The sequence below is a fragment of the Planctomycetaceae bacterium genome, from assembly GCA_041398825.1.
In the GTDB taxonomy this organism is placed as follows: Bacteria; Planctomycetota; Planctomycetia; order Planctomycetales; family Planctomycetaceae; genus F1-80-MAGs062.
In genome coordinates, this window is sequence record JAWKTX010000021.1 from 26,931 (window position 1) to 42,313 (window position 15,383).

The window sequence follows — 15,383 nt, forward strand, 5'->3', positions numbered from 1 at the left end:
GTTGAATCCGCGACACATCGACCGAGTGAAGATGGGAGGAACAATTGAAGGGATTTGCCGAATGGCGGGAGGAGATTTGAGATGAGAAACCGGCTTATAGCCAAAACTGCTGGTTCGTGTCGAGACGAAGTCCGTCGACCTTGCTTCGCGATAAGCACAGGGATTCCGGAATGAGTAAAACCATGCGGAACGCCGCCTGACGACGCCTAACACCTTACTGTCTTTAAGGTTGCGATCGGTTTACCCTGATAGCCGGGTACGCGCTGTGCACGACACAACGATATCAGACGACGACGGCGGTCATTGCGATGGATCCTGCAGACAGGATTTCTCAAAAAACCAGGTCTGGAACTATTCGTCAGGACGCTTCATGAGTTTTCGATGGTTTGAGACTCGAAGAAGCGATCCCGGATGGGCAATTTCAGCAGACAACATGTCACCATCGAAAACAGGCAGCCTCGGTGGAGGCTGCCTGCGAATTGCAATTGTGCTGTTCGTATTCAATCAGATCCCAAAACTACTTATTTAGAATCCGAATCCACCCCCACCACCGCCGCCACCACCACGGTTGCCCTGGTTCAGGCGAGTCTGTCGAAAGCGTCCATAATCCTGTTCGCCTTCCATCGAGTTGATTCCATTGCTGTAAGGCTGAGAGACAACGGTCCTTTGGTCGGCGTCCGGATTGCCCAGATCAGTCAGCACGCGAACAACGATATCCCGGCGGGCTCGATCGATTTCCGGGTCAGCATTATTCCTTGACCGCTGAACAATCACCGGGAATGGTGAGGAGCTCATTCTTGCGGCAATCTCAGCAATATGGTCACGCCCGTACGGCGTCAGCTCACTGCTGTCATGCATGAACTCGTTGTAGTGAATAACGAAGTCAGCAGCCTCACCATTGGTCTCCATCATGTGCCAGTGGGCGCGACTGATGGAACCAAGTGGCATGACATCCGGGACCGCCATAGAACGCGGTGCGACCGGCATACTGCATCCAGCGACAATACCACAGGCGGAGGCGAGCAAGAAATATGCCCGAGTTGATCGGTAGAAACGAATCATGTGGAGCTCTTTCTCTACTGAGGCTGATTACTTCGACCAGCTTGTGTTCTTGACCGAAGTACCCTGAGTACTGTCTTCCTTACGGAACATCGAAGCCATTCGAGTCCGCAGCGACGGCTGCTGTTCAACAGAAGCCGGCGTCATCGAGTTGTATTGCGACTGATAGTTGTTCGGAATCGGCGGCAACGGAGGTGCTCCGGATGGCTGTGGCATCGGCGTTGGCTGAAAATTCTGAACTGGTGGTGCCGAATAGTTTGGTGACGGCGGAGCAGAGAAATGCTGCACAGGCGGAGCCTGGTAATTCTGAACAGGTGCCGAAGGCATGGACTGCCCGACGCCGGGACTCATAAACGAATTACCATACCCCATGCCATAGGATCCCTGTGCAGGAGGAAGTGAACATTCAGGCTGTGGACCTGGCGACAACATCATGCCACCATTGCCCGCTCCGAATCCACCTCCAAATCCTCCGTGAGTTGCCCCTGGATTATAAAGGCTGTACCCCTGTGGCGTTCCATAGGTCGCCCCCGTTCCGTACGGCGGAATCTGGTAGACATTTGTGTCCGGATTACCTTCCGTTCGGCCATAGTGATAGAGGTCATAGTCGTTCGGATGAGTGACGTAGTAATTGGGAAGCGGAGGCACTTCATCCGGTTCCATCGGACGTACGATTTCCGGTGAGACAAGCACCAGAAGTTCTGTTTCAATCTCTGATGCAGTCTTGGAATGGAAGAGCTTGCTGCCGACGTACGGAATATCACCCAGCAGCGGAATTCGACTGACCTCCGTCAACGTCTGCCGTGAAATCAATCCACCGATGGCAAACGTCTGACCTTCACGTAATTCGACGGTCGTTTGAACCCGCTTCACATTGGTACCGGGAATACCATTGACGGTATTGTTCTGATTGATCGAACTGAACTCCGGGACAACCTGTAATCGAATCAAATCCCTGTCGATCACCGTGGGGGTAACGATCATGCTGGTACCAAACCCGCGGAATGTTGTGGTTTGTCCGCCACCCAGTCCAATGGTCGTCGGCACCGCAAATTCACCACCACCAAGTATGCTTGCCGGATGACCACTGAGGGTTGTCAGTCGCGGTTCTGCAAGCAACGTGACGGTGCCATTGGACGTCAACCATTTCAGGAAGACCTCAATTTCACCGTTTTCAAAAATACCACCCAGAGTAGCCGGGACTCCGCCAAGCGAGCCACTGACGGAATGCCGAGCCTGGTTGAACAGTACGTTCCAGTCCATGCCCATGTTTCTGAGCTCAGAGCGGTTCACTTCCGCGACAACAACGCGCAGATTAACGTTGTATTCGCCAGGCACGGTTAGACGATTCACAACAATGTCACGAAATCCCTGATTCAGCAGTTGAGTGGCAGCGCCGTTTCCAGCACCTCCGGTGCCCCCGCCTGACGCAAGTGTGAAATTGGAATTTCCAGTTCCATCGTCGTCATTGAACCTTCCCCAGGTACGTGCAACTTCGGAACGTACAATCTGAAGGATGTGCTGTGCTTCTTCCGAATCGTATGCCTGTCCCTGAACGATGACCTGGTTACCAATCGGGATCAGGTAAACGCGTGAGTTCGGAAACAGGTCGGTCATCCGTCGTTCAAGCCGGCCGAAATCAATCGTCCTCTGTTCTTCAAGACTCTCGTCACGGACCACCGTCGCTTCGTAGATAGCCGGAGTGTCTTCGTTCTCGAACCAGAGCGTCAGATCCGTCTTGCCAAGCTCAAGACCAACAACGGACAACTCCGTGGGCGAATACTGCACGTAGTTCACAACGGTCGAATCCGTCACGGCAATTCGACGCACATTCTTGTTCGTCAAAATCAGCTGGCTATGTCGTTTTTCAAGCTCCAGCTTGTATTGCGGCTGGAGCATTCGATCCACATTCGGACTGTGGACTGCATCGATGCGTCCCGTCAAAGGTGGTTTTTCGAAACTGTACTGGGCCGAATGCACAGGCACCCCGGAGTTCCCGGATGGCATTCCAGAACCCGTCGGAGCATTCCAGGCAGACGCAGGCTGGTTCCAGCCACCAGCGGGTTGGCTCTGCTGCTGGTATTGTTGCGCAAAGCCAGATGCAAACAGCGAGCATCCCGCCAATGCCGAAGCAAAGAGCGATGTGGGCTTGCAGTGAAGTCTCCTGGCCAGAGACTTCAACAAACCGTCCTTCAGACCGTTCAATTCGGCTAGCATTCGAAGCTGCTCCTTCCGTGTCGCATCTTCGCGGTGGCATCATTGCCAGAATCCGCTTTCCACTTGGGGCCATTCAAGACGACGCACTCAGGACACCATTCCATAAGTGAATCGAACTGACTGCTGAAAATGCATCAACAGAAGTAGACCCGGAGAGCTTATCGGCGGCACCAGTCCTTTGGATGAATGTGTTGAAGTGGCAATTGACTGATCATAATGAGGTTCAATCGACCTGAACCGATCAGGCAAGAAGGAGCAAAAAGGCAAGATACACAAGATCAATGAGACATCGGCACTTTCCAACAATTCGCAGGTGTCTCCAGCGGAATTGGACACTGCAAATCACGGCCTCCATAATGTCGCACGAGAAAACCCGCGGTCCCAACGGAAGATTGACGCATTGACAACCAACCAGGGTGCACGCGGGCTTGCCAGCCGGACGGAATCTGAAAGCACTGGACGATAGTTTCAGCCCGGGATGCAGATCGCCAATCGGTTCAGGAGAACTCTGAAATCGCCGCAGTCCATCTGGTGATTGACGAAGTTCTCCCCCATCTGCCTATTCACAGCAAAAACGCTGAACCTGCGACACTACCAAACGATGGACACGTTCGCAGCACGCGGCCCCGGGTTTGCCCACGGGCGACGATAGCTGTGATAGGGGTAACGATAATTGATGCCACCGCCGTCCATATTGGGCAGGCCTTCGTATCCTGTCATCCCCTGACCGACCATGCCGAACGCCGGACCGTAACCCATTCCCGCTGCTGCATCCATGTACAGACCGCCAACAGATCCCAGGCCGCCCATTCCACAACAACCTGCTGCGGCACTTGAGCAGGCACAACCAGCCTGCATCACGGGAGCAACAACAGGCTGCACGGGAACATAACTGACCTGCGGCTGCGAAGAATTACAGTTACAACCGGAACCGCCAAAAAGATGATTCAGCCCTCCCTGCACAGCGGTTGAATTCATCGCGACAAACACCACCATTAATGCTGCAGGTCCCAGCATTCGCTTTCCAAACTCCGACATCGACACTCTCCAAACACGCGAGATTCTCAAACATCCTGAATCGACACATCTGGATGTACACGAAAAGAAGAGAGAAGCCAGGCGAAAGTCGACAGCAAATGGACGAAGTTAAAATTTGACGGTCAGGGCGTTCAAATTGCGCTCCAGACAACGAATTGAAGGAAGTCGTGGTTTCTCCAGCTTTGGAAAAAGGGATGCGTTGTAGCGGCCGATACGAATAACGAAGGATCATTGCTCAATGCCGCTCGACCCGTTCATGCAACTGGAAGGGTTCGATTCGGCTCGACATCGGAGGGATTCAATGCGTCGGTTATTCATCTCAGTAGTGAGCCTCGTGGTCACTGTGATTGTCAGTAGTGCTGCCGTTCACGCCCAAATCGGATCTCCCGGAATTGAATACTCCGGCGCAATTGCGACTGGAGAAGGCGGGCAGCTGTATCCCTATGACCAGCAGGATCCCTGGATCCATGGGCAATTTCAGCGAGTCCCCGCATACGGTGGATTTGCAAGCTTTCGCCCATACAACTACCGCCACGTTTTCTCCCAGACACAAATCGCATCAGGCTGGGGATCGGCGCACGGAATGCCATATTCACAGCAGTTCTGGAATCGATACCGCCCGTCATACCTTGATGGTAACCTGCATTCACAGGCCCGATATCAGCAACCAGCGACACCGACGCCTCCGGCACTCATGCCCGGCCAGCCTGTCTATCAGGCCAGCTTTCAGGCGACCCCTTCGGCCGTGACTCCAGTTCAGTCCCAACAACCATTAAGCTCTGACGGTCGCCCGATCCACGTCTTTCCGCCGTCCGTACAGCGATAAGCTACCAAAGTCTCTGCCGCCGGATTCAGCGTGTCCAGATTCGCGTCGATGCAGTTTTCTGCTCCACGACGAACGCGACACGCCTCCTGGCAGGGGTGAATCTCCCCGAAACGAAACGCTCCGTCGTGGCAACCTGCCGCGACGGAGCGTTTCTTCATTTGGTCCGGCGCGATATCATACCTGCACTCGGGTATCATGCGATCATTGGGTAGAACACAGTTCCTCGTAAACACTCACTATCATCAAGACACAGAGATTTCCGCTATGAAGATTTGCCGCCTGGAGACGAATGACGGGGCCAGACATTGGGGGTTCGTTCAGGCAGATGGTTCCGTGACTCTTGCAAAAGGGCATGTCCTTGAGACGCTCACCGATACCGGGCATCAGGTCACAGACTTCAAGCTTCTTGCTCCCATCCAGCCAGCCAATATTCTGTGTATCGGATTGAACTACAGAAAGCACGCTGAGGAAGGCAAAGCGGATATTCCTGAGAATCCGGTGCTCTTCATCAAGATTAACTCGGCAGTCCAGAATCCTGGTGACCCAATCGTATTACCCCGAAAACTTCGCAGCGACAAAGTCGACTTCGAATGTGAACTTGCAGTCGTCATCGGTAAGGACTGCCTGAATGTCTCGAAGGACGAAGCATTGAGTTACGTACTCGGCTACACCTGTGCGAATGATGTCAGCGCGAGAGACTGGCAGAAGAACGGCGGTGGAGGACAATGGTGTCGAGGAAAAACGTTTGCCACTTTCTGCCCCCTGGGACCTTATCTGGTGACAGCGGATGAAATCCCGAATCCCAACGCGCTGAGAATCAGCACTGTGCTTAATGGCGAAACCATGCAGGACTGGAATACGGACGACATGATCTTCGATGTTCCGACGCTCATCGAATTTCTCAGCGCCAGTACGATTTTACCCGCAGGAACAGTGATCCTGACAGGCACTCCACACGGAGTTGGAATGGCAAGAATGCCCCCGGTGTTCCTCAAACAGGGTGACCTGGTCACGGTTGAAATCGAAGGCATCGGCAAGCTATCCAATCCGGTTATTGAAGAGCCAGCATAGCCGGGATGCACGCTCCCGGGAACAATGCTGGTCACGTTTCCGGGGCGGCCGTGTCCGCGTAAAGACCGCGGAGCTCGTCATTAAGCAGTCCGACGCAGTTCCACGGATTGATCGCCCGCCGCAGCCAAACCCGATAGTCGAACGAACTCATCGTTCCGTCCTTCGCCATTTCCAGCTGATACCGGGCATCACAGATCATTTTCCGGAACGCCGAATCGTTTGCTCTCAGAAATCCCGGGGCACACGAGGATTGGCCATACGGAAGCGGGCCGACCTGCCCTTTCGATTCAACATCGTTGAACCTCGGGTCCTGATCGCTGTTTTCCATCGTGGTGACTGCAGCAAAATAAATCATCGACCAGTCACACCAAAGCTCGAAGGACGGCAACGCTGCGTAGCACCCCTCGACAAGTTCGTCGACCAGCTGAATTTCCTGAATGACATTGCTGGAATATTCGTGCATCTTCGCCAAATGGTTTCCGGGATGCACAAGTACATCGAGCAGTCGTTCCACGCAGACCAGCGTGTGGGCGATGCCCGTGCTGTGGAGTGGGTCGACGAATCCCGCAGAATTGGGCAATGCGGCCCAGTTTTTTCCCGCAGCAGCAGAAGCCAGCCTTTGGATGCGTGGAACCCATCGAAGTCCTTCAACGGGTCGAACGATGTTTGCGTTTTCAAATTGCTGCTTCAGAAACGGGAAGTCGCTGATGATTCTTTTCCAGATACTTATGGCGTGCGCGTTGCCCTGCTCCGCTGAGGTCAGTTCGCCGGAGGTGAAAGAATCGGAGAACAGATGCCGATGTTTCCCATCGAACATCACCCCTGCACTCACCGTGCCGTCATCAAAACGCAGCTGCCACATCCATCCAAATGGAAGCACATGATGAACAGCAGCATCATCGCAATGAAATGGAAATTCGCGGGTCCTGATATCAAGTGAATTTAGTAGTTCTTCGCAGGATGGAACGTTTTCAAAGTGAGCGAACAGCGTCCCTGAATGTGTCTTCAACTGGTCGCTGATGTCAGGGATCTTTAGGTGCTTCAGTAATGCATTGGATGAACCCGTGGCATCCACCAGAAAGTCCGATTCCAGACAAACAGAGTCCACCGATTGTCCAATTGTGATATGCCAGCCATTCCTGCCTTCACTCAGTTTATAGGTGCATGGAACATAGTTGGTCACGCCGGAACCTACCGCTGTCTGGTAGAGAAAATTGTCAACATCACTCCGCAGCCAATGTGTGTCCGAAAACTCATCGCTCGCACTGGCGGCAACAAGCAAACGTCGTTGATGAAAATCCACGGGTGAAGGAAACTGACCGGGTGTATGGCTGAAGTAGCTGAAACCTCGTTTTTTCCCGCACAACAACCACGGCAGGTTTCGTTTCCATGTTCCGTACCTGACGAGGGGCAGAATTTCCGGTAAAGCATATCGACGGGAAATTCGAGCAAGCGTCTGGTCGGCCAGAGGCGTCGAGGATTCTCCGATCGCAAACCTTGGATGTGCCTGTGTGTCCAGCAATGCGACACGAACGCCACTTCTGGCCAGCCCTGCTGCCAGCAGACTTCCACCGAACCCGGAACCCAGAATGATCACGTCAAATTTATTCTGCATCAATTGTGCCATTCCCGGACGGAGACTTCGACACACAGATTTTCACTGGCGATTCAATCGATCACCTGCAACCATCTGCTGACAGCCAATACCTATTCAGTCTACCGATCTGGGTTATGTCATCACAGATCGTTCATTTCCTGATGACTTCCGGAGTTCGAAAGACATGCGACATCAGTCTCACGCATTACTCTTATTGTGTCTTGGAATTTTTATCTGCCGATCGGCCATAGGATCGTGTGATGAACCAGCGGAGACCGCTGAAGAACTTTCGCCCGCTCTGCAGGTGAAGAATATTCGCCGGGCATACTATGATGGAAACCACAATGCGTTTACGGATTTGTGCCGGTTCAAGGACCGGTATTATCTGACGTTTCGTTCATGCCCTGATGGTCATATGGTTCATCCGACATCTTCGATTGTTGTGCTGACCAGCACAGATGCGAAGACATGGCAAAAAGTGAACCAATTCTCTGTGCCCCGACGCGACGTCAGAGACCCACATTTCCTTGAGTTCCGGGGGCGTCTGTTTATTTACACGGGAACGTGGTACTGCGGGGACGCATCGCCGAAGACTCGCGACCTGAATCAACACCTTGGTTTCTGTTCCTTTTCTGACGATGGAAGAAACTGGTCAGAGCCAACAATGCTCGAAGGCACTTACGGTCACTATATCTGGAGAGCCGCTCAATCCAGCGACAAGGCCTTTCTTTGCGGTCGCAGGAAGCACAGATTCAGCGATGAATCCGGAAGTAACCGAGAAATCATCGAATCTGCCATGCTGGAAAGCGACGACGGGCTCGTCTGGAAGACACGGTCACTCTTTCAGGAATCGTGGGGAGACGAAACCGCATTTCTGGTGGAAGACGATGGATCCATTCTGGCCGTCGCCAGACGCGGCTCAACGCCCGCTGAGATCTGCCGGTCCTCGCCGCCATATGCTGAGTGGCGCCGTCAGCCACTGGACCGGTACATCGGTGGTCCAATGTTAGCCAAGTGGGGAAACAGGTACATCGTCGGTGGGCGGAACAACACGTCCGAAGGCCCCCGAACGGTATTGTGTTTGCTGAGCGGTGAAAACACACTCAACACGATTGCTGAACTACCAAGCGATGGCGACAACTCCTACACCGGGTTCGTGGCACTTGATGAACAGAATGCCCTTCTGTCATGGTATTCCAGCCACGAACAGGACTCCGCAGGAAAAACCATCACCGCAATTTATCTGGCAGACCTTCAACTGGAGTAATTCTTACCCACCCGGATTCGTGCTCAGCCGAATTCATGCTCATTGAGACCCGATGGGGAATTCTCACGACTTCTGCGGCCGTGGAAATCAACAGCTGAGTCAGACGCAACTTCAGCTTAACCGTACAACTCTGCGGAGCCCCCACTCCAAAGCCAGCAGCGCGATCATCAGATACATCAACCACGAGCGATCCCAAAGCGTTCGCAACTGTTCATCAATAATCACGGGTTCACTGCGGTCGGGAAGCAGGTCCGGCAATTCCGCCACCGCCTCGGCAATTGATAGATATTTTCCGTCGTTGTTCTCAGTCAGTGCCATCAACCCGGCCACATCCTGCGTTGCATTCTGCGATTCCAGATTGGGACGCACGACTTCCAGCATGGCAGTGAGTACGTCACTCGATTCCGGAACCGGCACCGAAATGCGATAGACGCCGGGACGAGGTGGTCTGAAGTTATTGCGAAACTGTCCTGTTCCTCGCCCATCATTACTTAACTGATCGGGGACAGAAACAGGGCGACCATCTGCGTCGATAATGGATACCGTGACGGAATCAGACTGAAGCGGCTGAAGACGCTGGTCATACAACTGTGCTCGGATATTCACTGACTGGCCTGGTGATGCTTCATTCCGGTCAAGCAACAGCAGGCCCCGTGCGTTGCCCCGACTGCGTCGGCCCTGCCCAACTTCACGAATCAGACTCGTCCAGAATCGCTGATGCCCCTGCGGTGAAATCTCGCGCAATCTCCATGTCTCTGCGGACCCGAGAAAGACCGTCCGACCGGACCCAAAAAACTGCGAAGCGAGAAACGGTGGCTGACCAATTTCCGTACGAGCTCGAGGATTCCCATACTCCAGCAATGTAACGGCACCGTCGCGCAGACCCCGAATCGGATAAGAACGGTAGATCCCTTTGAACGTCTTCCAGAGATCTGTCGTCGCGGTACCAGAGGCGTCAGCAATCTTCAGGAACTCAGTCGCCTGTCCTTCGGGAGTCAGCTTCAGTGGCCATGGCTGGTCGGACCGCTGAGTCAGCTGCAACTCGGGCAGCATTCGGTTCAACAGCACTGGATAGAGTACGGCAATGTTGCGGTACGCTTCTGCATCCTTGGCCATTCGGGGCGTGTAAATGTCACCCGCAACCAGAACCATTCCGCCAGAATGTTCGGCAACCCATCGATTCAGATACTGCTGCTGTTCTCCTGACAGGCGACTCCAGTCCGGATCGAAAGCAACAATCACGTCGTACTCAAATAACTGTGCTTCTGTCGAAGGAAACTGGGTGAGCGTGTTGGCTGCTTCCTGCGTGACGAATTCTGCATCGTCCACAGTCACGGTCTGCAGCCACACATCCGATTCAATTCCGCTGTGTCGAAACAACGTGTTACGTACAAACTGATAGTCACGCATCGGGCCACTGGAAATCAGCAGGACCCGGATTTTCCTGTCAGTGACCTCGACTTCGCGACGACGTTCGTTGTCATCGAGGGTCATTTCAGTCACCACCACGCCACCAGTCGAATCACTGCTCACTTCTGTCCGCGCGACAAATTCGTATTTGCCGGGCACTGGCAACTGCTGGGTAAAACGAAGCGAGACAGGTATTTTCTCGTCGGCGATTGTCACAGAGGCTTCGTCAACCTGCTTTCGATCCTTACCATCACTTCCGGCCGACTGCTGAAACAGACGCACAAGAACCTGCTGATTCTGAATACCGGTGCCCTGTACGACAACGTTGATGTCAAATGGATCTCCCTTGTGAACATCCGCTGGCGACTGCATCCCCGCCAGCCATAAATTGATCTGTGGTCGCTGACTCCCAACTCCCACGGTGATCAACCGCGTCCCACTGCGTTCAGCTCGCACCCGTGCGGGTGATGTGTCAATTCCGGCATTCGAACGACCATCTGTGAGCACAACCACCCCGCTCAGCGTGCGCCCGGAGATCTGGCCAATCAACTGATGCAATGATTCACCCAAACGAGTTTCGCTACCGGTTGCCTGCATCAATTCGGACAGACGTTTCTTCGCCGACTGACTGTCCAGCAACGCCCCTTCTCCGGCCTCAGGCTGCTCGGACAAATCCAGTGTTGTCTTGCCGGGAGTGTCCCGGACGGCTTCTTCACCGGATTCTTCATTTGGTTCCGCATCGGAGATTTGAAGCTGATCGCCGTTTATGTTTGCGACGGGGCCCCGCAACGTGGAATCAAAAGTATATACGGATACCGCATGCGTTCGGGCGAGTTGCCCCAGCAAACCCGATTCAATCAAGGCAGTCGTGACGGCTTCGTTTCGGGACTTCATGCCCTGCGGAACCGCGGCATCTGGCGGGGCCTGATTCCCGGATTGGTCGACATCCATCGCGGGAAATGCCATCGAAGAAGAGGTATCGACCAGAATCCCTACCCGCGATTTTTCAATTCGGGTCACCTGTGTTCGCTGTCGCGGATTCAGGGTAATGGCGACGACAAGAATTAAAACCAGCAATCGCGGAATCAGCAGTCCAAGCCTCCACGGCGTCTTCAGAAACCGCGAATCCCTCCAGGATGTGCGGAAGGCAATCCAGAACAGAACGGAAATCAACCCGCCAAATATCAGGATCCCAGCAGTGGATTCAGGGAGATCGAGTTCCGTGGCCTGAAATGATTGCGTCTCAACCTCCTGCGCTAGTGCGAGGGCCGGACGAAACGCGAACGCAGCAAGCAGGGTGAGCCACCGAAGTGCGGCACCGGAAAATAAGACAGTATTGCGTTTCTGATGCTGCTCTGCTGGCTTCGCATTCCCGAACTGGCCATGGATCGGAGACGGATTTCTCCCTTCAGACTCATGACAACATTGAATGTCTGGAACGCACCTCATCATGTGCCCTCCGGATGATAGCTCATGCGCAGTGCCAGCAACTGTTCGCAGACCAGAATCACCAGCAGCAGACCGAGAAGAATCCAGCGAACTTCACGGCCGGCATCGCCTGCACCAAGTGCATCCGCTGTTTCGCCATCGATCACCTTGACGTGATCCAGCGTCGCCTGACCAGAGAGTTGATCAGCATCCGCCAGCTGCAGATTGCTTTCTGTTGCGGGAGCATTCATGGCCCACCACGTTTCACTGGAATTCCCTTCGCCATCAAATCTTCGGATGCGATAAACCCCCGGGCGATCCGCCTGACGAATCGTGACTGACAGGATTTCTTCTTCACCGGGCTGTGTCGGGGAATCCAGGGAATCAGGTTTTGAATCTGCAGATGGCAGAGTGGCCTGCAACCGAACGAAGGTATCAACGGTGGCATCATCACTGGATTCAGGTTCTGGCAGAAAGACTTCGACGTTCTCTGTAAACTGTGATACCGGCCACTTCAGAACGAGGGGTTCGGCCAGTTCCCGATGCTGGACTCCATCTGCAGGTCGTTGAAGATAGGGGTGCATCAGCAGATGCATAACGACAAAACCAGGAGCAGCGGGGGCAATTGGCCAGTTGCTCCACCGTCGCCCCGCTCCGACAAGAAACGTCAGAATCCGGCCGCGGCCATGCTGGTGTTCGAGGATCGCTGGCTGACCATTCTTCAGGCGAGCCAGCGTCTGCACGCCATCCGCTCGAGAAATGTCATCTGTTTGCCAGTCATCACCTGGCTGAAACCATTTCGAAATCTGAATGAGATCAGCGAATGGACTGTCAGGGATGTTGTACACCGTGAAAATCGGGTGTTGTTCAAAGACAAGCGACTGAAACACAGACGCATTTTGATTTGTGGCCGAAGAAACTTCACCGATACTGCCGAGCGTCAATGGAAACAACTCAACCTTAGGCTCGCGAAGTGAGGTGTTGTACCAATCGATATTGGCCTGCTCGTCCGGAAACCATGCGATGCCTCCACCGCTGTCAACATAGGATGCAAGCAGACGAACGGCATCTGCAGCCAGGTCACGTATGTTTAGCAGGTAAATACAGTCATACGAATTCAGATCCAGGGAGGTCAACGACTGGGACGTTCTTACATCCGCCGTCAGCCCGGTCAGACTTTCGTCTGCACTTAACGCAGCCGCAATATAACCCGCATCTTCCTGCTGGCCATGATCATCGATAATCAGAATGGAACGTCGATCACTGACGTCCACGACTACGTATCGACGGTTGTCTTCGATCAAAGCATCCTCATCCAGCAGCACTTCGACCTGATGACGCCCTTCTGACTGAAAAACAAGATCGTGTGAGACGATCGTTTCTGCTCCAGCCTCAATATCCGGAACCAGAACACTGCCGGGCACAGGCTGACCGTCGATACGGACGATGCCACGCAGCCCGCTGACTTTAGTGGAACCATGATTACGGATCGTGAGATTCATGCGCCACGGAATCCCGCGGGCAATGGCCAAAGAATCCGATGTGATCTGAGACAGGCTGATGTTTGAGTGCCCTGTCGCTGCGACACGAACAATATTCAGGTCGGCCTTGACGGCTTTCAGTGATTCCATAGCCGTCAACACTTCCGGTCGGCCGCTCCAGTCGCGCATACGAAAATCGGTCACAAAGTGCACATGGGGAGAAACTCCGCCATCTGCTCCCAGAATATCACGAGCTGTCTCAAGGGCATATTCGGGCGAAGCCGCCCTCCACGAACACTGCAGATTGCGCAGGCGCGTTGTGAGTTCCTGCAGCATGGCCCCATCCAGTGTCCTGTCCGAAATCACAGCTCGCGAAGGCTCTGACATCAGAAGTATCGTCACGCGCGACGTGCCTGTCGCTGTTCCGCCGTCCGCGAGCATGCGTTCGACAACTGCTATCGCTTCGTCAAAGACGGTTCGTTCTCCGTCTCGGTCGCGCATCGATAAGGAGTCATCAATAATCACCACATGATGAACGCTCGCCCCACGGAGCGAAAACAAACGGGAAGGATCCATGACCAGGCGAGCCAGCAGCAGGCAGATCAGGATGACAGCCAGCACTCGCAGCAACAGCAGCAACAGCTGTTCGATGAACAGTCGCCGCCGATTCATTTCATCGCTCTGCAGCAGAAATTCCATCGCCGCAAATCGCACTTTTCTGTAGCGCAATCGGCTCAGGATATGAATGATGACTGGCACCGAAGCCAGCGCAAGCCCGGGCAACACAAAGCCGGGGTTCAGGAAGTATTGCGCTAGCCAGCTCATCGCTTTTTCGCCCCCATGCGAGCGTTCAGAAGCTGAGCCAGGGCGGCATCAAGATTCTCGCTGGTTCGCACCAGCTTGTAATCGACCTGACTCCCGGCGCAACGGCGACGAATCGTTTCCAGAAACGCTTCCAGCGCCTGCATGTATCCGGCTCGCAGTGCGGCGGGATCACATGTCAGTCGACCAGCATCCTCCATCCCCTCAAATCGCAGGGTTCCTGAATACTGAAAGTCCAGTTCCTGATCATCCATGACGTGCATTATCAGCACTTCATGTTTTCGCTGTTTGAGTAGCTGCAGACCGCGGAAAAGCTCTTCCCGATCACAAAACAAATCCGAGATCAACACCACAATACTGCGGTGGTTCAGTGTCTCTGCGACTCGACGCAGTACCGAGCGAATATCTGTCCTGCCCGCCGCTGTCTCCGCCGTCAAACCTCCAAGAACCGCCTGCAGATGATTGTGGCGACTACTGGTTGGCACCTGACTTCGCACCTGAGAATCAAATGTGGTCACACCCACACTGTCGTTCTGTTTCAGAATCAGCATAGCGAGGGCGGCAGCGATGGTCTGAGCATATTCAAATTTGGTCATCTGGCCGCTGCCAAACTGCATCGACTCGCTGCCATCCACAAGAAGCGACACCCGTACGTTGGTATCTTCTTCGAACTGCTTCAGGTAATAGCGGTCCGATCGAGACCACAGTTTCCAGTCGATGCGGCGCGTATCATCGCCGGGCACGTACTCACGGTGCTGCACAAATTCCAGCGACTGACCGAAGTACGGACTTCGATGCAGTCCCGAAACAAAGCCCTCAACCACTTTGCGAGCCCGAAGTTCCAGACGAGAAATCCTCGCGATCTCGTCAGGTGGCAGATATTTTTCCAGGTCGCGGGTCACAGAATGGCTTCAAATATCAAACGTAGATGTCAGCTCCCGCGATGGGAAGCCGTAATGATAATAAACCCGGGGAATCATCGTTGGATTCAAACGATTTGGCAAACGTCACTTCCCCGCTGTCTCATTTGCTGTCAGTAACCAACTCGCCCCTGCATCAATGATTTGGGCCCCCGGTTTGTGTTCACGGTACACGCGACCTGAATGCTCACCTTCTGAGTGCTCCGGGAACATCAGAAGACGCCGTTTCCATAGCATAGTTACGCAG

General features: G+C 53.9%; 10 protein-coding genes. 3 read left to right on the plus strand and 7 right to left on the minus strand.

Annotation, left to right across the window (positions count from 1 at the left end):
• Positions 1 to 525: 525 nt before the first annotated feature.
• The 3 genes from R3C20_24700 to R3C20_24710 all read right to left on the minus strand — a co-directional run bounded on the left by R3C20_24700 (position 526) and on the right by R3C20_24710 (position 4,314).
• Positions 526 to 1,062 (minus strand): hypothetical protein, encoded by a 537-nt coding sequence (locus tag R3C20_24700; GenBank protein ID MEZ6043710.1) that lies wholly within the window; start codon positions 1,060 to 1,062, stop codon positions 526 to 528.
• 27 nt (positions 1,063 to 1,089) lie between these two features.
• Positions 1,090 to 3,276 carry a pilus assembly protein N-terminal domain-containing protein gene (locus R3C20_24705; GenBank protein MEZ6043711.1) on the minus strand — a complete coding sequence of 729 codons (2,187 nt, stop codon included), beginning with the start codon at positions 3,274 to 3,276 and terminating at the stop codon, positions 1,090 to 1,092.
• 591 nt (positions 3,277 to 3,867) lie between these two features.
• Positions 3,868 to 4,314, minus strand: a complete 447-nt coding sequence (locus R3C20_24710) for a hypothetical protein (GenBank protein ID MEZ6043712.1) — start codon at positions 4,312 to 4,314, stop codon at positions 3,868 to 3,870.
• A 301-nt stretch (positions 4,315 to 4,615) separates the two neighbouring features.
• On the opposite strand from R3C20_24710, the gene R3C20_24715 reads away from it, so the two are divergent.
• Together R3C20_24715 and R3C20_24720 are read left to right on the plus strand one after the other, a co-directional pair.
• Positions 4,616 to 5,140 carry a hypothetical protein gene (locus R3C20_24715; GenBank protein ID MEZ6043713.1) on the plus strand — a complete coding sequence of 175 codons (525 nt, stop codon included), beginning with the start codon at positions 4,616 to 4,618 and terminating at the stop codon, positions 5,138 to 5,140.
• 264 nt (positions 5,141 to 5,404) lie between these two features.
• Entirely contained in the window at positions 5,405 to 6,211 is an 807-nt protein-coding gene (locus R3C20_24720) for a fumarylacetoacetate hydrolase family protein (GenBank protein MEZ6043714.1), read from the plus strand.
• Positions 6,212 to 6,242: 31 nt separating this feature from the next.
• On the opposite strand, the gene R3C20_24725 is transcribed toward R3C20_24720, so the two are convergent.
• On the minus strand, positions 6,243 to 7,826 hold the full coding sequence (locus R3C20_24725) for a tryptophan 7-halogenase (protein ID MEZ6043715.1): 1,584 nt from the start codon (positions 7,824 to 7,826) through the stop codon (positions 6,243 to 6,245).
• 166 nt (positions 7,827 to 7,992) lie between these two features.
• On the opposite strand from R3C20_24725, the gene R3C20_24730 reads away from it, so the two are divergent.
• Positions 7,993 to 9,075: a sialidase family protein gene (locus tag R3C20_24730; protein MEZ6043716.1), complete on the plus strand. Its 1,083-nt coding sequence runs from the start codon at positions 7,993 to 7,995 to the stop codon at positions 9,073 to 9,075.
• A 111-nt stretch (positions 9,076 to 9,186) separates the two neighbouring features.
• On the opposite strand, the gene R3C20_24735 is transcribed toward R3C20_24730, so the two are convergent.
• The 3 genes from R3C20_24735 to R3C20_24745 are packed head-to-tail and all read right to left on the minus strand — an operon-like array spanning position 9,187 to position 15,118.
• A complete protein-coding gene (locus R3C20_24735; GenBank protein ID MEZ6043717.1) occupies positions 9,187 to 11,937 on the minus strand; it encodes a hypothetical protein in 2,751 nt (916 codons plus the stop codon).
• On the minus strand, positions 11,934 to 14,219 hold the full coding sequence (locus tag R3C20_24740) for a VWA domain-containing protein (GenBank protein ID MEZ6043718.1): 2,286 nt from the start codon (positions 14,217 to 14,219) through the stop codon (positions 11,934 to 11,936). The genes R3C20_24735 and R3C20_24740 overlap by 4 nt, the downstream gene beginning before the upstream one ends.
• Positions 14,216 to 15,118 carry a DUF58 domain-containing protein gene (locus tag R3C20_24745; GenBank protein ID MEZ6043719.1) on the minus strand — a complete coding sequence of 301 codons (903 nt, stop codon included), beginning with the start codon at positions 15,116 to 15,118 and terminating at the stop codon, positions 14,216 to 14,218. The genes R3C20_24740 and R3C20_24745 overlap by 4 nt, the downstream gene beginning before the upstream one ends.
• Positions 15,119 to 15,383: the final 265 nt, after the last annotated feature.